The sequence below is a fragment of the Ruegeria sp. AA3 genome (assembly GCF_056542905.1).
This window is the reverse complement of sequence record NZ_JBQGAQ010000007.1, coordinates 91,385-116,603: the sequence shown is the minus strand read 5'-3', so window position 1 is coordinate 116,603 and position 25,219 is coordinate 91,385. Positions and strand designations below refer to the sequence as shown.

Sequence of the window (25,219 nt, the reverse complement as noted above, 5' to 3'; positions counted from 1 at the left end):
AGTTCAAAACCCGGCTTCGGCCCGCAGCTTCTTCATCAGCGTGTTCAGTGTGTTTTCGTAGCGCTCATTAGACAATCGTCCTTCACTATCGAATTCGTTTGAACTGTCGGCCAAATGCAATTCAGGCCCCTGCAGAATGCGAGGCTGAAAAGGAACCATGAAAGACCGCAGGATCATCTGAGCCCGCTCACCGCCGGCACGGCCGGCTGCAGCAGACATGACTGCCACAGGCTTATCCATCCAAGGCTTGCCGCTGGTCCGGCTAACCCAATCCAGCGCGTTTTTCAGAACACCCGAGGGCCCCTTGTTGTATTCCGGCGTCGAAATGATCACCGCATGAGCCTGCGCAATCTGATCAGCCAACACATGTACCGCTTCGGGGATACCCTCACCAACCTCAACATCGCCGTCATAAAGAGGCAGATTCAAATCTGCCTCGATGAACGTGCCGGCATCAAATAAGCGGGCAGCCTCGCGAAGAAGCTTGCGATTGGTCGCCTCTCTTCGCAGTGAGCCGGAAAGGCCAAGAAGGATCGGTTCGGACATGGGGAAACTCCGCTGTGGTGTTTCCCCCTAGTTAGCCCGGGATGATCCTGAACCAAAGCCCACATGACGCGCAGTCACTGTGCGCGAAACATCCGGTCAGGTATTGCCGCTGGGAACGACCACAATCTCAACCCGTCGGTTCTGGGCTTTTCCTTCCGGTGTCAGGTTCGACGCAATCGGATTGTTTTCGCCCTGCCCTACGGTCGTGATGCGGGAAAAGCTTACGCCGTTGGCCTGCAGAATATCGGCGACGGCATTCGCGCGACGCTCGGACAGACCCAGGTTGTATGACGCCTCTCCGTCGCTGTCGGTATGACCAATGATCTGCACGTTCGAGTTCGGGTAGTTAACCAGGTTCTGTCCAACCTTCACCAGATCAGCGCGGAGGGCCGGACGCACGGTGGAGCTATCTGTGTCGAAGGTGATATCATTCGGTACTGTAACGATCAGGCGGTCACCCGCGTTGACGATAGTGATGCCGTCATTGGCCAGCTGTTGCCGTAACTCAGCCGCCTGCCGGTCAAGCTGGTTGCCAATTACACCACCGCCTGCAGCACCGATCGCACCGCCGGCCAGCGCCCCCAGCAACGGATCTGAATCATTAGCGATTGCGCCCACACCCGCACCGATCAGCCCCCCAAGCAATGCGCCTTGTTTCGCATTTTTATTGGGATCTTCTTGCACGGTTAGAGTGCCGGGGTCGGTACACGCCGCCAAAAAAAACGCCGAACACAGCCCGGCTGTTAGTACACATTTGGAAATCGTCATAAATTCACCTTCTGCTCACGTACCCGTTCACCGGGTTTGCTTCGTTGCGCGGAGTATAACATGGTGAGAACAATAGGCCTCAAGCAACAATTGGGTGAGATCGGCGAATACCCGCCATTTAGTCCGCTCCGACAGGGTCGCTCCAGTGATTTTGCTCCTGCCAGATCGCGCGCAATGGCTCTCCCTGCCCACAAAAGTGATCTTCCGTCAATTCGCAGGCCCAAATCCGATCGGTGCGGAAGTGGCGGAACCCATTTCTCAGCTCGCACCAAGCGGCCAACATTGTGCATTCAATGTGGTAGATCAGGGCAACGGGTCGCACCGTTCGTTCGCTGCGTTCACCTTCCGAATTCACATAGGTGATGCGGATCTTTTGTTCAGCCCTGATCGCTTCTCGATAGTTTACGACTGGCACACACCCCTTTTCAGGATCATCCATAGGAGCCCCCCATGGAGCAACCTGCAGCCAATCCGCAGGCACCCGTAACGCTTCGATCTTGCGACACACCCTGTCTGCGGCTTGCTGCAAGGTGCTGTCGCCCGTACGTGCCAACATCGAAAGACCGACCCAAAGGGCCTCAACCTCTTCTGCGTCAAAATTCAGTGGCGGCAAATCATATCCCCGCCGCATCAGATATCCGACACCCGCCTCACCCTCGATGGGCGTGCGCTGCGCCTGCAACGCAGCGATATCACGATAGACAGTACGCACCGATACCTCGAGCTTTGCAGCCAGTGCATCAGCAGTCACAGGTGTCTCGGCAGCACGCAAAATCTGTATGATTTCGAACAGACGGGTTGAACGGCGCATCAGAAGCTCCTTGCGATCTGCTGACAACTTAGCACACCCCACTGACAAGGCGGTGTCAGGAGTGTTGAGCGAAGATAGGTCAAACACCAATCAGGAGACTGCCCATGCCTTATCTCGACAATCACATCATGATGACTTTGAAGTTGGATCGCTGGTCTCAGGATCACGTATTACGCGGCTTCGAAATCGAGCGCGAGCTGGCTGCTGCCCGAGAATGCAAAGCCGCGCGACCCATCAAACGTACCAAGCGGTTTTCCTTAGGTAATCTGAAGATGTTGTGGACCAGCACCGCCGAAGTTTAGAACTCAGCTGGGGCGCGGAATTTCATTGATACACCGCCTTCTGGGTTTTTCAGTCGCAATTCTTCAGAATGCAGCATTAGCCTCGGAAAATCGCGCGCTGCGCCGTCCGCGTAAAATGGATCACCTAGGATCGGATGGCCCAGCGCCCGCATGTGTACACGCAATTGATGCGATCGCCCGGTTTTGGGAAACAGGCGGATACGGGTCGACTGACCTTCGTATTTCACAACACGCCATTCGGTGATCGCTGGCTTTCCCGTCTCGTGGCACACCATCTGGCGTGGGCGATTGGGCCAATCAACGATCAAAGGCAAATCCACAGTCCCCGTTTTCGCTTCGACCTGTCCCCAAACACGGGCGATATAGGTCTTACGGGTCTGACGGTTTTCAAACTGCAGCCCCAGATGCCGCTGCGCGTGCGCTGTCTGGGCAAAAACCATGACACCCGATGTGTCCCGATCCAAACGGTGCACCAGCAGAGCCTGAGGAAACGCGGCCTGGACACGGGTCAGCAGGCAATCGGCCAGATGCTCCCCCCGTCCGGGCACAGACAGCAAACCCGATGGCTTGTTCACCACGATCAGCTGTGTGTCTTCATACAGCACGTCCAGAGGTGTTTGCGGGGGATCATAGGTCTCGCTCATGCGCGCCTGACTATCCCAGCCCGTCACCTCCCGCAACGTCGTCCTTGCTTGAACGAAACGGTTCAGCAACTCTCGGGTCAACAAGAAGGAAGATGGCATGCACCCGACGATCAAACGAATGCAGGACGTTGTCGCCAAGGGCGATGAAAGCCTGATCCACGAATTGCTGGCAGAGGACGTGCGGTTTTTGCCCCCAACCTATTATAGCACCTGGACAGGGCGTGAACCGGTTGCGGCGGTTCTGGGTCATGTAGGTCAGGTATTCTCGGATTTTCGGTATCGCCGGATCATGGGTGACGGCAACGATTGGGCGTTGGAGTTTCAATGCAAGGTCGGAGATCTGGACGCAGTCGGGGTTGATTTGATCACTTTGAACGCTGATGGCCTCATTCAAGATTTCGAAGTTGTCATGCGCCCTTACAAGAGTGTCGGCGCCCTGCGTGAAGCCATGATGGCGCGGGTCATGAAAGATGCGCGTTTTCTGAAATTCAAGGATGCGCTGAACTGAAGATGCCTTTCCCTGTTGCTGCGGACCAAATTCTCCGCGTCCCGTTATTGCCCGTACTGGCTGTTCAGGGCCACTCTGTGCGACGCAATGCTCACTTGCTGCCTGAACCAGAAGGTCCTCGCGAAGGGCGTGAAGGGCGCGGTCCACGATTGCGCTTGTTGATTGCCGGGGACAGCTCGGCCGCCGGTGTAGGCGCAGGCACGCAAAAACAAGCGCTGTCGGGGCAATTGGTCAGCCTACTGGCAACACACCACACCGTAGAATGGCGGTTGGAAGCTGCGACCGGATATACCACGCAAGATACAATCGACCGATTGCAGAGACTAAAAGACCAATTTGATGTGGTGGTGACGGCCCTTGGCGTGAATGACGTGACCCGTGCCGTGACCGCACAACGCTTTGAAGATCAGCAAGCACGCCTTCTGGCCTTGCTGACCGGGCAAATCGGAGCACGAAATGTAATCGTGACGGCCGTTCCCCAGATGGCGCGATTCCCAGCCTTGCCTCAGCCCTTGGCATGGGTATTGGGGCAACAGGCCGCGCGGCTGGACCGAGGATTGCAAAAGGTGGCTGCTGGTTTCCCGCAGGTTTCCCATCTGTCATTGAATCTTCCCGACGATCCGTCCCTCGCCGCCCCGGATGGATACCATCCAAACCCTAAAACCTATGCGATCTGGGCTGCCGAAATCACTCGACTTATTCGTCAGGCCTGAGACCGTATCTGCCGGATCATCGGAATCGAATACACGACCAACCCGGACCAAATCAAAGGGAAGGCAATCATTCTTGCCTGGTCAATATGTTCTCCGAACAGGGTGATCGCAGTGATAAAGATCATAGTGGGCGCGATGTACTGTAATATGCCCATGGTCGACAGGCGTACCAATTTTGCCCCGTTTGCATAGATCAACAAGGGTACGGCTGTTACGATACCCGCACCTGCCAGCAACAAAGTGTCTGACGCAGCCGCCCCAAAATGCCCCGTTCCGCTTGCGCCCAACCATGTAACATAGGCCAAAGCCGGGATAAGCAGGATCAGGACTTCAAGCAAAAATCCCTGATTGGGTCCAATCGGAAGAGAGCGTTTGAAGAATGCATAGAATCCCCAACTGACCATCAACCCCAAAGCAGCCCAAGGCAGGCTTCCGGCTTGAAACACTAGAACCAACACGCCCAATGCGGCCAGCCCGACTGCGACCAATTGTGTACGGGTTAAGGGTTCGCGTAGCAGGATCGCCCCGAGCGCAATACTGAACAAAGGATTCATATAGTAGCCAAGTGCCGCATCCAGCGCGTGGCCAGATGAAATCGCCCAAACATAAATCGCCCAGTTCACCGAAATCAAAGCCGCAGTCAGCGCTGCCATGCCCAACATCTTCGGATTGCGAAGTGCAGCTTTAAGATCACCGGTACGCCCAAGCGCAACCAACAGCAACCCAGCCACCGGAACCGACCAGATGACGCGATGTGCAACGACCTCTATCGGGCCGATATGTTCCATCGCCTTCATGTACAGCGGCAGGAAGCCCCAAAGGACATAGGCCAATACGGCCAGCACAAGCCCTTTGGGCGTATCCGTGTTGTTTGGCGTTACAGGGGTCTCTGCCACGATGGGTCTCCGACTGATACTGTATTTCTCTACGGCAAATCAGACGGGCTTGGGAACCATCAAAACTGTGAAGCCGGTCATCAGGAATCCTGATATGTTTCATCTGAAACAGGCAGGCCAAACAAACAATTCGGGGCGCCACAGCGCCCCGACAGTTTGGCTATACTTTTACGCGTTCGGACTTTGGGTCGTACATCGGTTTGAGCGATGCCTCAGCTTTCACTTTCACGCCGCAAACGTCTATTTCATAGCTCGAAGCCAGAACATCTGCCGCTTTCTCGCCTTGGCAGGGTACATAGCCCAGACCAATCGCGCCGCCGAGTGTATGGCCATAGTTGCCAGAACTGAGATACCCCACATATTCTCCATCGCGTATGATCGGCTCATTGTGGAACAACAGCGGCTCGGGGTCGGTCAGCTTGAACTGGACCAAACGGTTTTGAGGCCCGCTTTCTTTGCGGGCTATAACCGCCTCTCGCCCAATGAAATCACCGCCCTTATCCACTTTGACGGCAAAGCCCAATCCTGCATCGACCACGTGATCTTCACAGGTGATGTCATGTCCAAAATGGCGGAAGCCCTTCTCGATACGGCAGCTGTCCATCATGTGCATACCACAAAGCTTCAGGTTCATATCCTGACCGGCCTCATGCAGCGTTTCGAACACGTGACCCGCCATGTCGGATGAAACATAGATCTCCCACCCAAGCTCGCCCACATATGTCACGCGGTGGGCACGGGCGAGGCCCATACCGATCTCAATCTCCTGCGCGGTGCCAAAGGGGTTGGTCGCGTTCGAGAAATCCGCTGGTGAAACCTTTTCCAGAAGTGCGCGGGCATTTGGCCCCATGACAGCCAGAACGCCTTCGCCTGAGGTGACATCCGTGACGACGACGTTGAAATTGACCGCATAACGCATCATCCAGGTCTGATCCGCCAGACGGGTCGCCGCTGGGGTGACGACCAGATAGGCGGTCTCGGTCAGGCGCGTGACGGTCACGTCGGCTTCGATACCACCAGCGCGGTTTAGGAACTGGGTATAGACGATCTTACCATTGGGCACCGAATAATCGCCGCCACCAATATAGTTCATGAATTTCTCGGCATCCGGCCCTTCGACACGGATTTTGCCGAAGGACGACATGTCGTACATGCCTACATTTTCGCGCACTGCGCGGTGTTCTGCGGCCGCGTTTTCAAACCAATTCTGGCGCTTCCAACTATATTGGTATTCACGTTCCTGTCCGTCATTGGCAAACCAGTTAGCGCGCTCCCACCCGGCAATTTCGCCCATGACCGCACCCTGTTCCAGCAGATGATGGTGAAATGGTGTCCGACGGACGCCCCGTGCGGTAGCCTTTTGGCGGTAGGGGTAATGGTCAGCGTAAAGCAGGCCAAGCGTTTCTTTCGAACGCTCAAAGAGGTATTGTTTATTGCCCTGAAAGGGCTGCATGCGGCTGATGTCCACATCGCCCAGATCAAATGGCTTTTCACCCGAATCCATCCATTCGGCCAGTGCCATGCCAGCCCCGCCCGCCGACTGAATACCGATTGAGTTGAACCCGGCCGCGACCCAGACATTGTCCATCTCGGGTGCAAGGCCCAGATGATAGGCGTCGTCCGGTGTAAAGGATTCAGGACCATTGAAGAACGTGTGAATCCCGGCCTCGGCCAGCATTGGCATCCGATTGCAGGCTGCTTCGAGTATCGGTTCGAAATGGTCGAAATCTTCAGGCAATTGGTCAAATTCGAAACTGTCAGGGATGCCGTTCATTGCCCAGGGCTTGGCGTTCGGCTCAAACGCGCCCAGCAGGATTTTCCCTGCATCCTCTTTGTAGTAGGCGCATTCGTCTGGCACGCGCAGCACGGGCAATTGGGTCAGACCGTCGATCCCCTCGGTGACGATATAGAAATGCTCGCAAGCGTGAAGCGGTACGTTCACACCTGCCATCTTGCCAACCTCGTGGCCCCACATCCCTGCGCAGTTCACCACCATGTCGCACTCGATATGGCCCGAAGCGCCGCCATCATCTGCGACCCAATCAACGCCCGTCACTTGACGGCCCTGCTTGACGATGTCGGTGACTTTCACACGTTCCTTGACGATACCACCGCGCTGACGCGCGCCTTTGGCCAAAGCCAGAGCGATATTTGCCGGATCACCTTGCCCGTCCAATGGCAGGTAAACTGCCCCTTTAACCCCTTCCAGGTTCAGATGGGGATACAGCTCTTGCACACGGTCATTGCCGATCTCTTCGACCTCCACCCCGAAAGCGCGGGCCATAGCGGCCTGACGATAGATCTCTTCCTTACGCTCGTCGGTCAAAGCGACCGTGATCGATCCGCAGCGCTTGAACCCAGTGGCAACACCGGTCTCTTCTTCAAGCGCGCCGTATAGTTCCTGGCTGTACTTGGCCAGTTTGGTCATGTTCGCCGTCGCGCGCAGCTGCGCGATCAGTCCCGCCGCGTGCCATGTCGTACCGCTGGTCAGTTGCTTGCGCTCCAACAGAACGACATCGCCCCAACCTTTCTTGGTCAGATGATACGCAACCGAACATCCAATGACGCCGCCGCCGATGATGACCACTCGGGCCTTGGTGGGAAGATCAACCATCCTGACGTCTCCGCTGATTCAGGTTTTCTGCAAAATGCCACGAAGGATCGACAATAAAAGCATCAAAAGCGTCAGCTTAAATACAAAAATCACCGATATTCCGGGCGTCTTTTCTGGCGTCTCAGAACAAAAGGTGTGATGCCGAAAAAACTTTTGTAGACGGATGAAAATCCGTTTGGAAAACCGCAAACCAGCCCGATTTCCCGCACGCTCATCGTCGTATTCAGAAGCAGGTTGTTAGCTTTGGCCAGTCGCATTTCCCGGTAGAACCCGTTTGGCGTGGTTCCAAAAATTGCTTTGAATTTTCGCTCAAGAGAGCGGTTCGATACGTGCAATATGTCAACGATCTGTTTGATCGGCAGAGGTTCCTCGATGTTCGCCTGCATCAGCTTGATGCACTGGTCCAGTTTCTCATCACCAGTGGCCGTTGTCCGGGTGCCGGAAAAAGGCTGCATGGATGAAAAGTCACGGATGTTTTCATGCAGCATAATGTCGGCAACCGTCATCTTGGCCGCACCTGAGATATGCCGCCCGATCACGGCCAGCGCGATATCTGTGGTTGCCTCCATGCCAGCGCAGGTGACAACCGAACCTTGCTCGGTGGCGATAGATAGCTTGGCCTCAAACCGAGCACCACGTTCGCGCAGGAAAGAGGCATTTTCCCAGTGGGTTGCCATATGATCAGCGCTATTTTCGTCGATATACCGGCTTGCAGCTTCAGCCAACAAAAATACCTGAGCGCCTCGAAACGTATAGTCGCGCACGACACGGCCCAGAGAGAGTTCGGGCTGATCCGGGTCTGAGTTTCCGATCACAAACAGATAATTCGCATTCGGTTGCACCGGGACGGTGTCGGTCGATACTGTCGCTCCGCTGCTGCTTTCCACCGGCCCTCCTTTTCGTGACCGATAAGTGAATGTGAACGGCGGGTGGGCACATACACGGTTCGCTAAGCGCAATACCTCAACCAGCGATGCCAGTTCGAGCAATACGAAACCCGACGCAACCAGAATGTCAAAATGGTACTGGACGCGATCCTGCTGTTGGTCAGATTTGGTCCGGACAGGCATCTAGGTCCCTCAGACGATTATGTGTCCGGCCGCACGTAAATTCTCGGCGAGTGTTTTGATGTGGTCCGGCCCGACTTCGCAGCAACCACCAACAATCGTAGCGCCCTGCGCCACCCAACCCATCGCGTGCCGTGCATAGGCATCAGGGCCTAGGTCATGGCGGCTTTCCAAGGCATCAACCGTTGGGGCATCTTCCAGAAAGCCTTCTTTGATGCCTGTAAAGCCGTTGGCATAGGCCCCGTACGGGCGATCCAACATTGCGATGACATCCAAAGCCGCCGGAATCGCTTCGGGGCGTGAACAGTTGATCAGCACCGCCTCGGGTGCATAGCGCGTAACAAGAGGGGCAATGTCCCCCAGTGGTTCGCCTGAACGCAGGCGAGTTCCGTCCTCGTCCATGACCGACAGGGCAAGCCAGACGGGTTTCCCACAGTTCTCGGTTCCGCGCAGCGCACCTTCGGCTTCCTGCACCGAGCATACTGTTTCGATCAGAAAAAATTCGACCCGGTCCGACATCATTGCAGCCAGCTCGGCGAATTTCGCGGCGGCATCTGCGGGGTCGGGGTTCAGATCGGGCCGATAGCTGGCCAATAACGGGCCAAGCGCGCCTGCGATCCGCCCGCTGGTGCCACAGCGCGCCAGTTCGGCCTGTGACAAGGCAGCGTCAATGAGATTGGGCATCTGATCTTCGATCCCCTCACGAACCAAACGTGAGCGGTGTATTGCGTAGGTGTTTGTCGTAGCGATCGTTGCACCGCTGCGGAAATAGGCGGCGTGAACCTCCGCCACAAGTTCGGGTTTGTCGATCATCACGCGTGTTGACCAAAGTGGCGTCGGCTTGTCACCGCTCAACTTCACCAACTCCTGCCCGATCGAACCATCCAAAAGCGTAATATCAGCCATTTATTCTCTCTTTCACGGCACCAGAACCAGCTTTCCGGGCAAAGTCTTGGACAGGAAATCCTCTTGCGCCTGAACAATGTCGCGCAACGGATAGGTCTTTGAGACCAAGGGCTTGATCCGACCTGCATTCATCAATGCAACAAGGCGGTCAAAAACATCCGGTGGCTGATAGGTGCACCCATGGATCGTGATGTCGCGCAGATAGATATCCCGCAAGTCCGCGCTGACAATGGGACCTGCGATCGCGCCGGCTACGGCATAGTGGCCGCCGGGTTTCAACGCAAGTATCAGGCCTGGCCAAGCCGGACCTCCGACCACATCTATAACGACATCGAACATGTCTTCCGGCAAAGCCGCGTCGCGTTCAAAAGTCCCGATTGCGCCCTGTGACTTGACCACCTCAGATTTGGCGGCATAGCTAACGCCCCAGACCGTCGCCCCGCGCAGCGCTGCAAGCTGGACGGCGGCAAGGCCCACACCGCCCGACGCCCCTGTGATCAGCACTTTTTGACCTGCGATGACACCGGCACGAGTCAGCAGGCCTTCGGCCGTTCCAAAAGCACAGGGAATCGCGGCAATTTCAACGTCAGACAAAGGCGATTCAGTTACGTCGTACAGGTCATCACTTTCCATCAGACAATACTGGGCAAAAGCCCCGTCAATTTCTGAACCGAGCACGATAAAATCCTGTGGTCGGCCAGGAACCGGGCGCGGCAAATTGATCGGGCAAGTCACCCGTTGACCAGGCTTGAACGCCGCACCCGATCCAACCGCATCGACAATTCCACAAAGATCGCCACCCTGGATCCGGGGAAAGTGCAGCGCACCTCCCCAACCACCTGCTTCGACCTGCTGATCTACCGCATCCGTTGCACCCGTGACGTCCGAGGAATACCAGCCGATCCGCGTATTTATGTCAGTGTTGTTCACCCCGGCAGCGGCAACGCGGACCAGGACCTGCCCCGGATCAGGGTTTGGAACTGGGATATCGTCCCGCCATTCCAACACCTCGGGTCCACCGTGGCCATTCAGATATACGCCTTGCATCTGCCGGGTCATTTGCGTTCCTTTCTATATAGGTCGTCAGGCCCTCAACCGTTCATTCGAAGGATCCCAAAGCGGTTGGTCTTCCTGCACAACAGCACGGCATTTTTGACCGTAGATTTCAACCTCCAGCTCAGTTCCTGGCACGGCCTGATCTGCACGCACCATGCCCAGCGCGACGGAAGCACCGATGCGGTACCCCCACGCACCTGAGGTCGTTTCACCCACGATCTCATCGCCGCTCCAGATGCAGGACATGTAAGGCGCATCAACCTCGCCTGCGTCCACGATCAGAGTGACAAAGGATTTCTTAACGCCTTGCTGCTTTTCGTTCTGAATGGCCGCTTTGCCAACAAAATCCTGCGGCTTGTCGAGTTTGACAAAACGACCCAAACCACCTTCAAGCAAAGAGTAATCCGTGCTCAGATCGCCCTTCCATGCGCGATAACCTTTCTCGATCCGCAAAGAGTTTAGCGCATACATGCCAAAGGGTTTGGCCCCGGCAGCCAGCACGGCTTCGTAGATGGCTGGCATCGCATCGTTTTCAGCGTGGATTTCCCAGCCCAACTCGCCCGCGAAAGAGACGCGGATCAGAAAGGCATCCTGCCCGGCAACTTTGGCAAACTGATGGGTCAGCCAGCCTTGCTGCAGATCCGCATCCGTGATGCCGGACAACACATTCCGCGACATCGGCCCCGTTACGATCAGCGTATCGCGCTCGGTTGTGGTTTCGCGAACAGTCACACCTTCGGGCACCGAATTCCGGATCAAATCCCCATCATGCCACTGCGCCGTCGCGGCGGTGATCAGGACGAAGTTGTTCTCAGCCAGACGGATACAGGACAACTCAGTCAGGATGCGCCCTCTTTCATCCGAGACATAGATCAGGTTCATGCGCCCGGCTTTGGGTATACCTCCGGTGCAGAACCCACGCAGCCAGTCATCCGCACCATCCCCTTGTATCCAGAACCGAGAGAACCCGGGCAGATCCAGCACGCCGCAGTGATCGCGCACGGCTTCGCACTCTTCTTTGACCCGCTGCTCCCAAGGACCTGAACGTCCCCAAGTATGTGTAGCCTCCAGAGAGGTGTCATCGCCGGGTTGCGCGAACCAGTTGGCGCGTTCCCAGCCGTTGTAGGCCCCCATGACACCGCCCAGTTCCTTGACCTTGGCGTGCACAGGCGAGAGTTTCTTGTCGCGTGCAGCGGGCCATTCATGATGGGGGAAGTGCATGGCGTATTCGTTGCCATAGACTTCCATACCTTTCTGATTGCAGTAATCCTGATCGGTGTAGTCGGTATAACGACGCGGATCGACGGCCCACATGTCCCATTCGGTGTAGCCGTCGACAATCCATTCGGCCAGAACTTTGCCAGCGCCACCACCTTGGGCGATGCCAAAGGTGAAAGTATGAGCCTCGAACGCGTTTGTCACACCCGGCATCGGGCCAATCAGAGGCAAACCGTCCGGCGCGTAGGGGATCGGGCCATTGATGACACGACCAACGCCCGAGGTTGCCATCAGCGGCACCCGCTCCATCGCATCTGTGACGATATCTTCGATGCGGTCCAGATCGTCATTCCACAGTTGGAAGCTGAAATCCTCGGGCATCGGGTCATCCTCGGTCATCCAGTGGCCCTTACAGTTGGGTTCGTAGGGACCAAGGTTGAAGCCGTTCTTCTCCTGCCGCAGATAGTATGAGATATCCACATCGCGCAGCAGCGGCAGCTTGCCGCCGCTTTCTTTTGACCACGCTTCAATCTCGGGGATTTCGTCGGTCAACAGGTACTGGTGGCTCATCACCATCGCGGGCACGGTGCGGCCGCCAAAAGGTTTGAACCATTCCCCTACGCGCTGGGCATAGTAACCACCTGCGTTCACCACATAGTCACAGGCGATGTCACCCTTATCGGTATGCACGGTCCAAGTGCCGTCATCATGCTGGGTCACACCTGTTGCCGGGCAGAAGCGGATGATCTTCTGCCCCATATCGCGCGCGCCTTTGGCCAGAGCCTGGGTCAGCTGCGCCGGATCGATGTCGCCATCGGTCGGGTCATAGAGCACGCCTTCAAGATCATGAGTCTCAAGGAAGGGATAGCGTTCCTTGGCCTCCTCCGGCGTCCACATCTCCATCGGGATACCCTGATAGCGGCCCATGGACATGGCCCGCTCGAATTCCTGCATCCGCTCCTTGCTGTGCGCCAAACGGATCGACCCCGAAACGTGGTAGTTCATCGGATAGTCGACCTCGTCCGCAAGGCGCGAATACAGCTCGGTCGAGTAGCGCTGCATGTTCATGATCGCCCACGAGGTCGAAAAGGTCGGCACGTTACCCGCCGCGTGCCATGTCGAGCCTGCGGTCAGCTCGTTCTTTTCCAACAGAACACAATCCGTCCAGCCCTTCTTGGCCAGATGATAAAGCGATGAGCAGCCGACAACGCCACCGCCGATGATGACCACGCGGGCCTTGGTTGGAAAATCACTCATGTGTTTGGTTCCCTATTAGTGAGCCCGCTGCGGCAGGTCGTCTTTGATGTCATAGTAATCGCCCTTGTCCGCCACGAAGATGTGCTGGGCGAGTTTCAAACCGGTCGGCTCATCCAAAGAGCCCACGGAAATTGCGATCGTGTCCTCGTCATTGTGCTGCCAGAAGAGGAACGAGCCACAAGCGCGGCAGAAGCCGCGCTTGGCAATGTCAGAGGCGCGATACCAGCCCAGCGTTTCGCTGGCGGTAAAGTTGAGATTGTCCTGATGCGTGACGGTCGAGGCCCACAAATGCCCCGACTGTTTGCGGCACTGCCCGCAATGGCAGGCATTTGGTGGCGTGAGGTCTCCGTCAACAACAAAAGCGACCGCGCCGCAAAGGCAGGAACCGGTATGCATGTCTTTATCCCCTCGCTGTCGGCGTAGAACTGGCCCCCAGCAAAACGCCATAGATGATGAAACAGGTCGCCATCATGCGGCGTACCCAGATATTGAACACCGCCCCCAGTGCGGCCTTGCCCATCAGTGCCCCCAGCAAGGTGAACCCGGTATAGCTGAGTGTCGTGATGACCAGTGCCGTCGGCATGATCACAGCCATCTGCTGCCAGATGGGTACATCCGGCTGCACAAACTGCGAAAACGCCGCAAGGTATCCGGCGACGCTTTTGGGGTTGATCGTGGCGACGGCCAACGCATGAAAGTAAACATGCCGCGCCGGACGCTCAGAAGCTGGAGCAGGCTTCGCAGCGTTCATCCAACCGCGAACGCCCATCCAGATAAGAAATCCCGCCCCGATCAGTTTGGCGATAAAGAACCCCATTGGCGACGCGGCAATCAAAGCAGTAATCCCCACAGCCGAGAGGATCAGGAACGCGCTTGCCTGTGTCAGAATGGCGAGCACGCCCAGCATAGCTTTGGGGAATGGCAGGCTCATTCCATTTGAGATGCAGTTGACCGCATTCGGCCCCGGGGTGGTCACAAACACCACCCAGAACAGAGCGAATATGGTCCAGGCCTCAAAACTCATCAGTACACCGGCGGCGCGATGACCCAGATGGCCACGGCGGGTTCGTCGAACGGGTTGGACCATGTGTAGGATTCATGCTTGATCCGGAAGCTGTCACCGGGACCAACCTGAAAACTGCGCGTACCAATCGTCAGTTCCAGACGGCCTGACACCATATAGCCGACTTCCTGTGTCGGCCGGTTTGCTGGCGTCTGCATCTGCGAATGCGGCTCGAACGTTGAATGCACCATCTCGAAATCGTCGGTCAGGTCAGGCGAAAGCAATTCTTCAATCAGACCTTCTTCACCCGAGCCCATCGGACGACGTGATCCGGCCCGCACGACATATCCTTGCTCATCCGCTGGAGCTGCAGAATGAGCAAACAGCATCGACATCGGCACGCCCAAACACTCGGCAATCTGTCGTAGATCCGAGATTGAAGGCTCGGACATGTCTCTTTCGACCTGGCTGAGCCAGCCTACGGACCGATCCAATCGATTAGCGATTTCAGTCAGCGTCAACCCGCGCGCTTTACGCAGCGCGCGCAGGTCGGCACCGAGTGTTGCGCTGTGGGGGGCCTGAGAGTTCAATTTGCGCTCCGAGGTAGCGTGAAATTTTTTCTTACTTTTTCACGGTGCCTCGAATCGGTGAAATTTCCAAGCATTTTTTCACTTGGGTCCGCAAAAATAGTTGGCTATGCACGGTCCATGTGGATTGCCGTAATCTATCTTTGGGCCATTAACGCCCTAACCATATTGATCTTTGGTTGGGACAAGTTGCGTGCACGCCGCAGAAAGCGGCGCATTCCTGAGCGGCGCTTGTTGTGGTTGGCAGCTCTGGGCGGCAGTCTGGCCGCGCTTCTTGGGCGCTGGATATTTGGACACAAGACACGCAAGCGCGGATTTTCTACGTGGCTTTATGCCATTACCGCGTGTCACGCCGGGCTTTGCTATCTGATCGTCTCTCACGACCTCGGGGCGCTATTGCAATAGATGCAGATTCCTAGCGCGCAAAAACATGCGCAAGAACGGAGCCAAGCGCAACCGCGTCATCCTCGGTAAACGCATCAGGTTGATCGCTGTCGATATCAAACACTGCGATAACGTCTCCGTTAGCATCCCGCACGGGCAGCACCAACTCGGATCGTGTGGAAGATGCACAGGCAATATGGCCCGGGAAGGCGTCGACATCCGGGACCAATTGAGTCTGCCCTGTCCGGGCAGCCGCGCCACAAACGCCCCGTTCGAAAGGGATCACAAGGCAGCCGTGCCCACCTTGATAGGGTCCGATTTTCAACACCTCGGGCTCGGTCACGCGATAAAACCCTGTCCAGTCGAAACGGTCGTCAGAGTGATGCACTTCGCATGCCACCGTGGCCATCAGCGCAACCTCGTCGGTTTCACCTTCGGTCAAGGCGGCAATGGTTTTGGCGAGTGTGTCGTAATCGGCTGTCATGTTGATGGACCTTGCATCCGGGGAACTGCGGGCGCTGCCGCCAATTCCCCGGAGTATTGGCAAAAAGTCAAAGCGTCAAACGCGTTCTATTGCTATGGCCGTCCCTTCTCCGCCACCGATGCAGATTGCCGCGACACCGCGCTTGAGGTCCCGTTTTTCCAACGCGTTGAGCAGCGTGACCATGATCCGGGCCCCGGAGGCGCCAATCGGATGACCAAGCGCACATGCGCCGCCATTCACGTTCACGATCTCACGGGACAAGCCCATTTCGTGCATGAAGGCCATGGGCACAACAGCGAAGGCTTCGTTGACTTCCCACAGATCGACATCCTCTTTCTTCCAACCGATACGATCCAACAATTTCTGCGCGGCAGGGACCGGAGCAGTTGTGAACAACCCCGGCGCTTGAGCATGGCTGGCGTGACCAAGGATTCGCGCACGCACGGTCAGGTTCTGCTTTTCAGCCGCCTCAGCCGAAGCAAGCACAAGGGCGGCTGCACCATCCGAGATCGAAGAAGAATTGGCCGCCGTTACCGTTCCATCCTTGCGAAAGGCTGGTTTCAGCGTGGGTATCTTCTCGGGCCGCGCCGACTGTGGTTGCTCATCTGCATCCAGCACGACCTCTCCCTTGCGGGTTTGAATCGAGACCGAGGTAATCTCTTGATCAAAGGCATTATTTTCCTGCGCTGACAGAGCGTTCGAAAGCGATCGCAGAGCATATTCGTCCTGCGCCTCGCGCGTGAACTGGTAGGATTCGGCGCAGTCTTCGGCGAAAGTGCCCATGAGGCGGCCTTTGTCATAGGCGTCCTCAAGCCCGTCCAGAAACATGTGATCAACCACCTGCCCGTGCCCGATCCGTGCCCCGCCGCGCATCTTGGGCAGAAGGTAGGGTGCATTAGTCATGCTCTCCATCCCGCCAGCGACCATTGTCTGAGTATGGCCCAAAGCGATCTGGTCAAACGCAATCATTGCGGCCTTCATGCCGGAGCCACACATTTTGTTAATCGTTGTGGCGGGCACCTCTTCACCCAAGCCTGCTGCAAATCCCGCTTGGCGCGCAGGGGCTTGGCCCTGACCCGCTGGAAGGACGCAGCCCATAAGCACTTCGTCAACGGTCTCAGCCCCTGCACCTTTCAACGCGGAACGGATTGCAGCACCACCCAAATCCGCAGCAGCGACGCCGTCAAACATTCCCTGAAATCCACCCATTGGCGTGCGTGCGGCCCCCGCGATCACAACTTCGTTCATCCGGAATCTCCCTCGTGCTTTCTCGACCATGGATACCGAATGGTAAGAATTACCGTCTAGCGTATTTCTACGATCAAATTGCAATACGAAGGGCGGTTAACCATGGGGCTCAGCAGCGACACGACCGGCGAGACACAAGTAATATCCGTTCACTGCGACCGCATAGATGCCGCAATGGCGATTCAATTCAAAGAAGACATGCGGGCAGAAACACAAACCGGAGCGAAACGAATTGTTCTGGATTTGTCATCGGTAGAATTCATAGACTCCAGTGGCCTGGGGGCCATTGTCGCCTCAATGAAACAACTGGGCGACGGGCGACGCCTGGACTTGGCAGAACCGCGCCCGATTGTTCAAAAAGTGTTTCGTCTTACGCGTATGGACACCGTTTTCAGGTTGTTCGCTTCGCTGGATGAAGCGATATGCGCAGAGGCGGATTGACGACCGGCAGGAGTAAATCGCCGTGGGCGCCAATTGCAAACAAGATTGTCTCATTTTGAGCTTTCCTGCGACTCAGGTTCAGGCCTCCGAAGGGATAGCTATTTTAAGTGCTCGACTGGCAAAACACGGCTTGCCAGAAAGTAAAGCTGACGATGTTAGAATTGCGCTCACCGAAGCCATAAACAATGTGGTTGAACACGCCTATGCCGAGATCTCCTCTACTGACATTAGAATTGATTGCTCTTTGTGCGCAAAAGAACTGATAGTCCAAATTTTTGACTCCGGCGATCCAATGCCCGGTTTGCGTGTGCCAAGCAGCCAACCGGCACCCGTCGACACAGATTTGGAGAACCTTCCTGAAGGCGGCTTTGGCTGGTACCTGATTCACCGACTTAGCAGCGACATTCTGTATGAGCGCAAAGACGGAGTTAATCTGCTCTACCTTCGCTTCAACTTTGACACGCCACACTGATCGGCACCAAATGGCCACAATAACGCCCAGATCGAACCATTGTCGCGCCGCAAACAAAGATCATAAACAAGGGGTAGCTCAGATAGCTTCCCTCGGCGCCTAGCGTCACAGCCCCCACCCAGTGAACGGCGCCGAGGAACCTCCTTCCTGAAATTGTTGGACAATTTTATCCCAAGCCCTAATCTCGGCCTGATTACGGAAGAGGTACTCTATGCGCGATCTGCACAAGCCCGGACGGTCTGAAGTTCTGGCAACCGAAGGAATGTGTGCCACATCACATCCACTGGCCGCCAAAACAGCTTTGGACATTCTTGAACAAGGGGGCAATGCGATGGATGCCGCCATTGCGGGTGCTGTGCTTTTGGGCATTTGCGAGCCACAGATGACCGGCTTGGGTGGCGATTGCTTTGTTCTGTATAACCGCGCAGATGAGAACAGCGTGCGCGCACTAAACGGCTCAGGTCGTGCCGCAGCGGATGCTGATGCAGGGGCATTGCGTGATCGCGGACTAAGCTCCGTCCCTCTGACCAGCCCCGATGCGGTGACTATTCCTGGCGCCGTTGAGGCCTTTTGCCGATTGGCACAATCGGAGGGGCGATTGGGGCTGGAAGCGATTCTGCGACCGGCCATCCACTATGCTGAAATTGGCGTACCAGTTGCGCCGCGCGTAGCGTTTGATTGGCGAAACAGCGCCGCGACACTGCAAGGTGCCGCACGGGATCACTATCTGAAGGATGGCAAACCCCTGCAAACCGGTCAGATTTTTCGAGCACCGGGCCAGGCAGAGGTACTGCGCCGAGTGGCACGACAAGGGCATGACGCGTTTTATAACGGTGAGATTGCCGAAGACATGCTGGCGGCCTTGTCCGAACTTGGAGGCACACACACAGCACAAGATTTCGCGGCGGTTCAGAGTGACGAAGCGTCGCCTGTTCGTGGAGATTACGCAGGTGTCGATCTGTACGAACATCCACCAAACGGTCAGGGTGCCACCGCTATCCTTTTGCTAAACATCCTGAAACAATTTGATTTGGCAGCACTCGACCCATTGGGGGCCGAGCGGGTGCATATCGAGGCCGAGGCCACCAAACTGGCCTATGACGCCCGCAACCGGTTCATTGCCGACCCCGATCATAGCAGCCGGATGGCGCATTTCCTTGCCCCAGAAACCGCTGCAAGCCTGGCTGCCCTCATAGACCCGAAACGCGCTATGTCCGCAGCCGCCCCTCTGACTGAATCCGTGCACAAGGACACCGTCTATATCACGGTTGTAGATCGGGATCGCATGGCGGTTTCGCTGATCTATTCGATCTACCATGGGTTCGGCTCGGGCATTGCTTCCGAGAAGTTCGGAATATTGCTGCAGAACAGGGGGGCCGGGTTTAATCTTGAACCTGGACATCCAAATGAGTTGGCAGGTGGGAAGCGTCCTATGCACACCATCATTCCCGGCCTTTTGCGTGAAAATGGCCGGATAACGATGCCCTTTGGCGTCATGGGGGGTGCCTATCAACCGACCGGCCATGCCCGGCTTGTATCAAACCTGACGGATTTCAAGATGGAGATGCAGCAGGCCATAGACACCCCCCGCGCGTTTGCGGATGGAGGTGTATTAAAAATGGAACGCGGCTATTCTGACCCAATCAAACAACAATTATCCGATATGGGGCACATCATTGAAGTTCTGGAAACACCTCTTGGGGGCGCGCAAGCCATTCGAATCTGTGACACAGGCATCTTGATAGGGGCAAGTGACCCGCGTAAAGACGGCTGCGCCCTTGGATACTAAACACTTACAATACAGCTACGGAATTCAGTTCAACTGAAAATGCAACGGGTATGATCCGTCCTGAAACGGGCCGAACATATTGGGGATGTCGGGGTGATCAACGGGCTCACCCGATTGGTCTTCGATCAGATTTTGTTCTGAAACATAAGCCACATAGAAGGATTGGTCGTTTTCAGCTAGCAGGTGATAGAACGGCTGATCTTTCAGAGGGCGGCTATCTTCGGGGATGGCCTGATACCATTCTTCTGAATTCGAAAATTCCGGATCGACATCAAAAATTACCCCTCGAAAAGGGTGTCTTTTATGTCGAACCACCTGTCCCAGGCGGTACTTGGCTTGTGTCTTTAACATTGTTTCGGCCCCCAAAGAGGTTACTACCTCTTTTCGGGCGGAAAAGCCAATCATTGAGTGGAAATTCGGGGAAACAGTCTGTGCACCTACTACTGACAGTGTTCGAAATCGTGGCCCCTGTGTTCCTTTTGGCTGGGATCGGGTTCGCATGGGTTAGGCTTGGATTTGAGTATCGGCTACAGTTTGTAACGCGTCTTGCGGTCACACTTGCGGTGCCCAGTCTGATTTTTGTCGCCCTGATGCAGACCAATATTCCCGGTGGGGATCTGACCCGGTTCACCATTGCGGCAATTGCGGCCCATATCGCGCTGGCAGCAGTGTTTTGGGCCTTTGTGCGATTGACCGGAATGGAGCAACGCACTTATCTGGCACCGCTTATCTTTGGAAATACCGGCAATCTTGGGCTACCGCTTTGCATATTTGCATTTGGTCAGGCAGGATTGGGTTATGCGGTGATCTTTTTGGCAGTGACCGCTCTGTTCTCATTCACCTACGGTATCTATCTGGTTGCCGGGCGCGGAGCATTTGGGAAGGTTCTGCGCGAACCCATGGTTTGGGCCACGTTGCTGGGGGCTTTGTTTCTTTGGCGCGGGTGGCAAACACCTCTGTTTCTGACCAACACGCTGGAATTGCTGGGTCAAATGGCGATTCCGATGATGCTGATTACACTGGGCGTAGCGATTGCCCGACTGACAACCCAAAAACTGCAACAGGCGATTTTGCTTTCTCTGCTCAAGCTTTCTGTTTGCTTCGGGCTCGGCTGGGCTTTTGCCGCCGGTTTTGGGTTGGGGCCTGTGGCTTTTGGAGTGTTGGTCTTGCAGATGTGCACGCCAGTCGCCGTGACATCATACCTGCTGGCGGAAAGGTTCGAGGCTGATTCCGACGCTGTTGCCGGCATGGTTATGGTCTCGACGATGTTGTCTATTGCAGCACTACCTCTAATTCTCGCTATTATTCTGTAACGATTGTGATTTCCAAAATGCTCAATCTGCGCTAGAATAAAGAAAAAAGGCACGAGGCACATGAGCAGATTTCTTTTCGTACTCTTCGGGGTGCTGCTTTTGGCATCCTGTGGTGGCGGGTCGAAGCAGCCGCCAAGCAGACTGAATGACGCGTGCAGCATTGCGCGCGAAAAGCCCGACTATATCAAGGCCTTCAAAAGCACCGAGCGCAAATGGGGCGTTCCGGTCCACGTTCAGATGGCAACGATTTACCAGGAAAGCCGGTATAGGCACGACGCACGCACCCCGCACAAATATGTGCTGGGTGTTATTCCTATGGGTCGTCAAAGCAGCGCCTACGGTTATGGCCAGGCGCTTGATGGCACCTGGGAGCAGTATCAGCGCGAAACGGGAAAACGCCGCGCCAAGCGGGATCGTATTCGCGATGCGTCAGATTTCATCGGCTGGTACATGAACAAAAGCTATGAGCGGAACGGCATCCACCCCAGCGACACGCGCAACCAGTATCTGGCCTATCACGAAGGTCATACGGGTTACGCGCGCGGCAGCTACAACAGCAAGTCATGGCTGCTGAATGTGGCGAGTGATGTGGACGCCCGCGCAGAGCTGTATCAGGCCCAGTTGGCGAATTGCCGATATTGAACCTGTCGGGTCAGCGATTGCTTGACCCGATTCTGGCTTTGTCAGAAAATACATTTGAATCGAGGGTCCCCCCCTCGGTCAGAGGCCCAAGCAGAACGGTCGTCCGACTGCCTGCGTTGTCGTGTATCACCCATTTGCGCAGCTCAACCGGATCGGAAGTAAACATCAGTTCGATCCGGCCGCTTTCAGGGTTCTTGGGGTCCTGAGCCGTGACAATCGTAGCTGTTCCGTCAAAGTCGTGACCCACAACCATGTTGGCTTGTGCAAGATTGACATTGCGCGCCAAGACCAGAGACAGCGGAGTACGTTTCAAAGGGTACTGCTCGGGCGGTTGGTTCGATTTGGGGTCGAATATCTGCACCGTTCCGGCCCGTGCTAAAACCACCGCGTCATTTGGCGGATCATATTCAAACCGCATCTTACCCGGGCGCTGCAACCACAGCTTTCCGGTGCTCAACGAGCCATCATCATTTACTTGCGTGAAGGTGGTCTGAACCGTTTTCAACTGATTCAGATAGTTAGAGATCTGCGACAGCGGCAGCTTGTCCGCCGCCCATGCGGCAGGTGCGGCCAGTGTCAGAGCAAGGGCAAAAGCAATCTGTTTCATACGCCCCAGATAAGCGTTCTGCCCTTGTTATTAAATATCCTATTGCTCGGGGACGAGGATTTCACGTTTGCCCACGTGATTTGCCCCGGAAACTACGCCTTCGTCTTCCATCTGCTCAACAAGCCGCGCCGCTTTGTTATAGCCAATGGCGAGTTTCCGCTGAATGTACGAGGTTGAACATTTGCGATCCTTGATCACAATCGCCACCGCCTGATCATAAAGGGCGTCTTCTCCGTTGGTGTTACCACCGGTATTCAAGCCCAGAACGGCGTCGATATTGTCAGCCTTTTCCTCGGCCGGGCCATCGACTACGCCGCTCATGTAATCCGGCGGGCCGAACTGTTTCAGGTGATTGACGATTTCCTCGACCTCTTCATCTGAGACAAACGGGCCGTGGCAACGGGTAATCTTGGCGCCGCCCGCCATATACAACATGTCGCCCTGCCCCAGCAGCTGTTCGGCGCCCATCTCGCCCAGAATGGTGCGACTGTCGACCTTCGAAGTTACCTGGAATGAAATCCGTGTCGGGAAGTTCGCTTTGATCGTGCCGGTGATCACATCGACCGAGGGGCGCTGCGTAGCCATGATCAAGTGAATACCCGAGGCGCGCGCCATCTGCGCCAGACGCTGGATGCAGGCCTCAATCTCTTTACCTGCGACCATCATCAGGTCGGCCATCTCATCGACGATGACGACGATATAGGGCATTGCCTCAGGCGCGAATTCCTCGGTCTCGAACATCGGCTCACCGGTTTCATCGTCGAATCCGGTCTGGACCGTGCGGCTGAACATCTCTCCCTTGGCCAGCGCGTCTTTCACACGGCCATTGTAGCCCGCGATGTTGCGCACGCCCATCTTGGACATCTTGCGATATCGGTCTTCCATCTCGCCCACGACCCATTTCAGAGCAACGACCGCCTTTTTCGGATCGGTCACGACGGGTGAGAGCAGATGCGGGATACCGTCATAAACAGACAGTTCCAACATCTTCGGATCAATCATGATCAGGCGGCATTCATCTGGCGTCAGCTTATACAGCAACGACAGGATCATCGTGTTGATCGCCACTGACTTACCTGAGCCAGTCGTACCCGCGATCAGCAGGTGAGGCATCTTCGCGAGGTTCGCTACGACAGACTCACCGCCGATATCCTTACCTAACGCCAGCGGCAGCGCGTGATTTCCATCGCCGAAATCACGGCTGGCGAGGATTTCGCGCAGCACCACCATCTCACGATTTTCATTCGGCAGTTCGATCCCGATCACCGAGCGCCCCGGTAGAGTCGACACCCGCGCCGACAGGGCCGACATCGAGCGCGCGATATCGTCCGCCAAACCAATCACACGGCTGGCCTTCAGGCCCGGAGCCGGTTCAAGTTCGTACATGGTGACCACGGGGCCGGGGCGGACGCTGACGATCTCACCCTTGACGCCATAATCATCCAGTACGTTTTCCAGCATCCGCGCATTTTCCTCCAGCGCCTCATCACTCAGGTGATGACGCTGAATGCTGGCCGGGTTTGACAACAAGCCCAGCGGTGGCAGTTCGAAATCGGAATGCCGCTCCTCAAATGAAAGTGTCGGCTGCGCCTCGGCCTGTGCCCGGCGCGAAGGCGGCGGAGCGCGGCGAACCGGCTGAGCCACTACGGGCTTACGCGGTTCTGCCACCGGTATCTTAACCGCCTGCCGTGGTTGCGGCGCTTGTTCAGGGGCATCCTCAAACACTGCCTCGTCTTCATAGTCCGGTTCGGCCACAAAATCAGCCTGAGCCAAATAAGACGCCTCAGAACCAGCAGTCATCGGTGGTTCGGGGGGCAAACCGGCAGATGTCATCGGAGGCTCAGGTGGCAATTCATCTGCCACGCCAGAGTTCAATATCAGCGGATCCGGACCCCTACCCCGCCCTTTGGTCAATGGCAGACTCGGATCAGGTTCAGGCGTCAGCTCCCCTGCCGCGACCTTACGATTGCGTACCGCAGCCGAAATCTTGGACCGAATACGATCCTCGCCGGGCATATCGTAATAGCCTTCGACAGCGACGTTTTCGATCAACTCGGGTTCGGGCATCGGTTCGGGGCGGCGGATCAGCGATGGCATCCGCGCCAGAAGACCTGTCTTAGCTGCGGGCTCCTGAACTTCAGGCTCAGGGTCTTCAAAAACAGGATCTGCATAGGCCAGATCATCATCAAAATCCGCCTGCACCGCTACTGCGCGTTCTGCTTTACGCTCGACCCACTGCGCTTTTCGATCGCGCGCGGCCTGCGCGGTCGCGGTCGCCCCTCGGCCCAGCGCATTCATCAGCAAGTCATAAGCCATGACCAGCCCCAACAAGAAGGCCCGGAAACCATTGCGCACATCGACTTTGGTAAAACCCAACACGAAAACGCCCAGCGCTAGCATCCCAACCGCCATCGCGAGCGACATCAGCTTGACAAGAAAATGGGAAGAGATCGGCAACAGCGTCAACAAAGCGCCCATCACCGTGTCACCAAACAGACCGCCCAGCCCATAGCTATGCGTAGCCCGCCACTCGACACCCGGCACCAGCGTCGCTGCGTATACGGCCAGAACTGCAATCCAGATCGGAGCGAAAATCAAACGGGCAATGGCGCGATCTTCGCCAAAATGACCAGCAAAGCGCACGCCCCAGGTGACCAATACCAGCGCGACACCCAGGCTGCCCCACCCCACGATCATGAACAACGGTGCGGCGATCGAGGCCCCGATGCGCCCCATCCAATTCTGCACAGGTGCGTCGGTTGAGACCATCCAGTTCGGATCGTCAGGCGTATAGGACCATACCATCGCGGCGGCTGCGAGCCCCAACAAGATCAGAGCGATCCCGATCAGTTCCTTACTGCGCCGTTCGATGGCGGCCTGCGTGGTGCTGTCCAGCAGCGGGTCACGGTTGCGCGCGTTCAATGATGCCATTTTGCCCTCGTA

General features: G+C 56.3%; 27 protein-coding genes. 9 read left to right on the top strand and 18 right to left on the bottom strand.

Features of this window, described 5'->3' with window-relative positions:
• Positions 1-3: 3 nt before the first annotated feature.
• The 3 genes from ACR0JR_RS13795 to ACR0JR_RS13785 all read right to left on the bottom strand — a co-directional run bounded on the left by ACR0JR_RS13795 (position 4) and on the right by ACR0JR_RS13785 (position 2,125).
• On the bottom strand, positions 4-546 hold the full coding sequence (locus tag ACR0JR_RS13795) for an NADPH-dependent FMN reductase (RefSeq protein ID WP_480456626.1): 543 nt from the start codon (positions 544-546) through the stop codon (positions 4-6).
• Between the two features lie 96 nt (positions 547-642).
• A complete protein-coding gene (locus ACR0JR_RS13790; protein WP_480456625.1) occupies positions 643-1,314 on the bottom strand; it encodes a YiaD family glycine zipper/OmpA-like lipoprotein in 672 nt (223 codons plus the stop codon).
• Between the two features lie 118 nt (positions 1,315-1,432).
• Positions 1,433-2,125 carry a helix-turn-helix transcriptional regulator gene (locus ACR0JR_RS13785; protein WP_319545402.1) on the bottom strand — a complete coding sequence of 231 codons (693 nt, stop codon included), beginning with the start codon at positions 2,123-2,125 and terminating at the stop codon, positions 1,433-1,435.
• A 104-nt stretch (positions 2,126-2,229) separates the two neighbouring features.
• Here ACR0JR_RS13785 and ACR0JR_RS13780 point away from each other — a divergent pair, with 104 nt between their 5' ends.
• Positions 2,230-2,427, top strand: a complete 198-nt coding sequence (locus tag ACR0JR_RS13780) for a hypothetical protein (protein ID WP_010440872.1) — start codon at positions 2,230-2,232, stop codon at positions 2,425-2,427.
• Here the strand turns inward: ACR0JR_RS13780 and ACR0JR_RS13775 are convergent.
• A complete protein-coding gene (locus ACR0JR_RS13775; protein ID WP_319545403.1) occupies positions 2,424-3,071 on the bottom strand; it encodes an RluA family pseudouridine synthase in 648 nt (215 codons plus the stop codon). The genes ACR0JR_RS13780 and ACR0JR_RS13775 overlap by 4 nt on opposite strands.
• Positions 3,072-3,168: 97 nt before the next feature.
• On the opposite strand from ACR0JR_RS13775, the gene ACR0JR_RS13770 reads away from it, so the two are divergent.
• Positions 3,169-3,579 carry a nuclear transport factor 2 family protein gene (locus ACR0JR_RS13770; RefSeq protein ID WP_480456623.1) on the top strand — a complete coding sequence of 137 codons (411 nt, stop codon included), beginning with the start codon at positions 3,169-3,171 and terminating at the stop codon, positions 3,577-3,579.
• Between the two features lie 77 nt (positions 3,580-3,656).
• Positions 3,657-4,292, top strand: a complete 636-nt coding sequence (locus ACR0JR_RS13765; RefSeq protein ID WP_480456621.1) for an SGNH/GDSL hydrolase family protein — start codon at positions 3,657-3,659, stop codon at positions 4,290-4,292.
• Here ACR0JR_RS13765 and rarD read toward each other — a convergent pair.
• From rarD to ACR0JR_RS13720, 9 genes are all read right to left on the bottom strand, one after another.
• On the bottom strand, positions 4,283-5,188 hold the full coding sequence (rarD, locus tag ACR0JR_RS13760; protein WP_480456620.1) for an EamA family transporter RarD: 906 nt from the start codon (positions 5,186-5,188) through the stop codon (positions 4,283-4,285). The two genes, ACR0JR_RS13765 and rarD, sit on opposite strands and share 10 nt — an antisense overlap.
• Before the next feature lie 160 nt (positions 5,189-5,348).
• Positions 5,349-7,802, bottom strand: a complete 2,454-nt coding sequence (locus ACR0JR_RS13755) for a GcvT family protein (protein WP_480456618.1) — start codon at positions 7,800-7,802, stop codon at positions 5,349-5,351.
• A gap of 89 nt (positions 7,803-7,891) precedes the next feature.
• Positions 7,892-8,872, bottom strand: coding sequence for a GlxA family transcriptional regulator (locus ACR0JR_RS13750; protein WP_319545407.1), 981 nt, complete (start codon positions 8,870-8,872; stop codon positions 7,892-7,894).
• A 9-nt stretch (positions 8,873-8,881) separates the two neighbouring features.
• Positions 8,882-9,775, bottom strand: a complete 894-nt coding sequence (locus ACR0JR_RS13745) for a homocysteine S-methyltransferase family protein (protein WP_480456616.1) — start codon at positions 9,773-9,775, stop codon at positions 8,882-8,884.
• Positions 9,776-9,787: 12 nt separating this feature from the next.
• Positions 9,788-10,834, bottom strand: coding sequence for an alcohol dehydrogenase family protein (locus ACR0JR_RS13740; protein ID WP_480456614.1), 1,047 nt, complete (start codon positions 10,832-10,834; stop codon positions 9,788-9,790).
• 24 nt (positions 10,835-10,858) lie between these two features.
• Positions 10,859-13,306: a GcvT family protein gene (locus tag ACR0JR_RS13735; protein WP_480456613.1), complete on the bottom strand. Its 2,448-nt coding sequence runs from the start codon at positions 13,304-13,306 to the stop codon at positions 10,859-10,861.
• A gap of 15 nt (positions 13,307-13,321) precedes the next feature.
• A complete protein-coding gene (locus tag ACR0JR_RS13730; protein WP_029621880.1) occupies positions 13,322-13,702 on the bottom strand; it encodes a GFA family protein in 381 nt (126 codons plus the stop codon).
• 4 nt (positions 13,703-13,706) lie between these two features.
• Positions 13,707-14,330 (bottom strand): LysE family translocator, encoded by a 624-nt coding sequence (locus ACR0JR_RS13725; protein WP_480456739.1) that lies wholly within the window; start codon positions 14,328-14,330, stop codon positions 13,707-13,709.
• Positions 14,330-14,899 carry a helix-turn-helix domain-containing protein gene (locus ACR0JR_RS13720; protein WP_480456612.1) on the bottom strand — a complete coding sequence of 190 codons (570 nt, stop codon included), beginning with the start codon at positions 14,897-14,899 and terminating at the stop codon, positions 14,330-14,332. The genes ACR0JR_RS13725 and ACR0JR_RS13720 overlap by 1 nt, the downstream gene beginning before the upstream one ends.
• 117 nt (positions 14,900-15,016) lie before the next feature.
• Between ACR0JR_RS13720 and ACR0JR_RS13715 the strand changes: the two genes are divergently transcribed.
• A complete protein-coding gene (locus tag ACR0JR_RS13715; protein WP_170476242.1) occupies positions 15,017-15,301 on the top strand; it encodes a DUF1294 domain-containing protein in 285 nt (94 codons plus the stop codon).
• Positions 15,302-15,311: 10 nt separating this feature from the next.
• Here the strand turns inward: ACR0JR_RS13715 and ACR0JR_RS13710 are convergent, their stop codons facing one another.
• Both ACR0JR_RS13710 and ACR0JR_RS13705 read right to left on the bottom strand, forming a co-directional pair.
• The gene (locus ACR0JR_RS13710) at positions 15,312-15,764 is read right to left on the bottom strand and encodes a GAF domain-containing protein (protein WP_480456611.1); all 453 of its coding nucleotides are present in this window, start codon (positions 15,762-15,764) and stop codon (positions 15,312-15,314) included.
• Positions 15,765-15,839: 75 nt separating this feature from the next.
• A complete protein-coding gene (locus ACR0JR_RS13705; protein ID WP_480456610.1) occupies positions 15,840-17,012 on the bottom strand; it encodes a thiolase family protein in 1,173 nt (390 codons plus the stop codon).
• Between the two features lie 102 nt (positions 17,013-17,114).
• Here ACR0JR_RS13705 and ACR0JR_RS13700 point away from each other — a divergent pair, with 102 nt between their 5' ends.
• From ACR0JR_RS13700 to ACR0JR_RS13690, 3 genes are all read left to right on the top strand, one after another.
• Positions 17,115-17,453, top strand: a complete 339-nt coding sequence (locus tag ACR0JR_RS13700) for an STAS domain-containing protein (RefSeq protein WP_170771531.1) — start codon at positions 17,115-17,117, stop codon at positions 17,451-17,453.
• 55 nt (positions 17,454-17,508) lie between these two features.
• A complete protein-coding gene (locus ACR0JR_RS13695; protein WP_480456608.1) occupies positions 17,509-17,925 on the top strand; it encodes an ATP-binding protein in 417 nt (138 codons plus the stop codon).
• 211 nt (positions 17,926-18,136) lie between these two features.
• Positions 18,137-19,714 (top strand): gamma-glutamyltransferase family protein, encoded by a 1,578-nt coding sequence (locus ACR0JR_RS13690; RefSeq protein ID WP_480456607.1) that lies wholly within the window; start codon positions 18,137-18,139, stop codon positions 19,712-19,714.
• A 24-nt stretch (positions 19,715-19,738) separates the two neighbouring features.
• On the opposite strand, the gene hspQ is transcribed toward ACR0JR_RS13690, so the two are convergent.
• Positions 19,739-20,065: a heat shock protein HspQ gene (gene hspQ / locus ACR0JR_RS13685; RefSeq protein WP_010440833.1), complete on the bottom strand. Its 327-nt coding sequence runs from the start codon at positions 20,063-20,065 to the stop codon at positions 19,739-19,741.
• An 80-nt stretch (positions 20,066-20,145) separates the two neighbouring features.
• Between hspQ and ACR0JR_RS13680 the strand changes: the two genes are divergently transcribed.
• Together ACR0JR_RS13680 and ACR0JR_RS13675 are read left to right on the top strand one after the other, a co-directional pair.
• Positions 20,146-21,027: an AEC family transporter gene (locus tag ACR0JR_RS13680; RefSeq protein ID WP_480456605.1), complete on the top strand. Its 882-nt coding sequence runs from the start codon at positions 20,146-20,148 to the stop codon at positions 21,025-21,027.
• Between the two features lie 60 nt (positions 21,028-21,087).
• Positions 21,088-21,669: a transglycosylase SLT domain-containing protein gene (locus tag ACR0JR_RS13675; RefSeq protein WP_010440829.1), complete on the top strand. Its 582-nt coding sequence runs from the start codon at positions 21,088-21,090 to the stop codon at positions 21,667-21,669.
• 10 nt (positions 21,670-21,679) lie between these two features.
• Here the strand turns inward: ACR0JR_RS13675 and ACR0JR_RS13670 are convergent, their stop codons facing one another.
• Positions 21,680-22,276 carry a LolA family protein gene (locus ACR0JR_RS13670; protein WP_480456604.1) on the bottom strand — a complete coding sequence of 199 codons (597 nt, stop codon included), beginning with the start codon at positions 22,274-22,276 and terminating at the stop codon, positions 21,680-21,682.
• A 39-nt stretch (positions 22,277-22,315) separates the two neighbouring features.
• Positions 22,316-25,207 (bottom strand): DNA translocase FtsK, encoded by a 2,892-nt coding sequence (locus ACR0JR_RS13665; protein ID WP_480456603.1) that lies wholly within the window; start codon positions 25,205-25,207, stop codon positions 22,316-22,318.
• Between the last annotated feature and the right edge of the window lie 12 nt (positions 25,208-25,219).

What these genes read in the sequence shown, in the direction of transcription:
- ACR0JR_RS13795 (WP_480456626.1), bottom strand. Translation starts at nt 546, where the DNA reads ATGTCCGAACCGATCCTTCTTGGCCTTTCCGGCTCACTGCGAAGAGAG.
- ACR0JR_RS13790 (WP_480456625.1), bottom strand. Translation starts at nt 1,314, where the DNA reads ATGACGATTTCCAAATGTGTACTAACAGCCGGGCTGTGTTCGGCGTTT.
- ACR0JR_RS13785 (WP_319545402.1), bottom strand. Translation starts at nt 2,125, where the DNA reads ATGCGCCGTTCAACCCGTCTGTTCGAAATCATACAGATTTTGCGTGCT.
- ACR0JR_RS13780 (WP_010440872.1), top strand. Translation starts at nt 2,230, where the DNA reads ATGCCTTATCTCGACAATCACATCATGATGACTTTGAAGTTGGATCGC.
- ACR0JR_RS13775 (WP_319545403.1), bottom strand. Translation starts at nt 3,071, where the DNA reads ATGAGCGAGACCTATGATCCCCCGCAAACACCTCTGGACGTGCTGTAT.
- ACR0JR_RS13770 (WP_480456623.1), top strand. Translation starts at nt 3,169, where the DNA reads ATGCACCCGACGATCAAACGAATGCAGGACGTTGTCGCCAAGGGCGAT.
- ACR0JR_RS13755 (WP_480456618.1), bottom strand. Translation starts at nt 7,802, where the DNA reads ATGGTTGATCTTCCCACCAAGGCCCGAGTGGTCATCATCGGCGGCGGC.
- ACR0JR_RS13750 (WP_319545407.1), bottom strand. Translation starts at nt 8,872, where the DNA reads ATGCCTGTCCGGACCAAATCTGACCAACAGCAGGATCGCGTCCAGTAC.
- ACR0JR_RS13745 (WP_480456616.1), bottom strand. Translation starts at nt 9,775, where the DNA reads ATGGCTGATATTACGCTTTTGGATGGTTCGATCGGGCAGGAGTTGGTG.
- ACR0JR_RS13740 (WP_480456614.1), bottom strand. Translation starts at nt 10,834, where the DNA reads ATGACCCGGCAGATGCAAGGCGTATATCTGAATGGCCACGGTGGACCC.
- ACR0JR_RS13735 (WP_480456613.1), bottom strand. Translation starts at nt 13,306, where the DNA reads ATGAGTGATTTTCCAACCAAGGCCCGCGTGGTCATCATCGGCGGTGGC.
- ACR0JR_RS13730 (WP_029621880.1), bottom strand. Translation starts at nt 13,702, where the DNA reads ATGCATACCGGTTCCTGCCTTTGCGGCGCGGTCGCTTTTGTTGTTGAC.
- ACR0JR_RS13725 (WP_480456739.1), bottom strand. Translation starts at nt 14,330, where the DNA reads ATGAGTTTTGAGGCCTGGACCATATTCGCTCTGTTCTGGGTGGTGTTT.
- ACR0JR_RS13715 (WP_170476242.1), top strand. Translation starts at nt 15,017, where the DNA reads ATGTGGATTGCCGTAATCTATCTTTGGGCCATTAACGCCCTAACCATA.
- ACR0JR_RS13710 (WP_480456611.1), bottom strand. Translation starts at nt 15,764, where the DNA reads ATGACAGCCGATTACGACACACTCGCCAAAACCATTGCCGCCTTGACC.
- ACR0JR_RS13705 (WP_480456610.1), bottom strand. Translation starts at nt 17,012, where the DNA reads ATGAACGAAGTTGTGATCGCGGGGGCCGCACGCACGCCAATGGGTGGA.
- ACR0JR_RS13700 (WP_170771531.1), top strand. Translation starts at nt 17,115, where the DNA reads ATGGGGCTCAGCAGCGACACGACCGGCGAGACACAAGTAATATCCGTT.
- ACR0JR_RS13690 (WP_480456607.1), top strand. Translation starts at nt 18,137, where the DNA reads ATGCGCGATCTGCACAAGCCCGGACGGTCTGAAGTTCTGGCAACCGAA.
- hspQ (WP_010440833.1), bottom strand. Translation starts at nt 20,065, where the DNA reads ATGTTAAAGACACAAGCCAAGTACCGCCTGGGACAGGTGGTTCGACAT.
- ACR0JR_RS13675 (WP_010440829.1), top strand. Translation starts at nt 21,088, where the DNA reads ATGAGCAGATTTCTTTTCGTACTCTTCGGGGTGCTGCTTTTGGCATCC.
- ACR0JR_RS13670 (WP_480456604.1), bottom strand. Translation starts at nt 22,276, where the DNA reads ATGAAACAGATTGCTTTTGCCCTTGCTCTGACACTGGCCGCACCTGCC.
- ACR0JR_RS13665 (WP_480456603.1), bottom strand. Translation starts at nt 25,207, where the DNA reads ATGGCATCATTGAACGCGCGCAACCGTGACCCGCTGCTGGACAGCACC.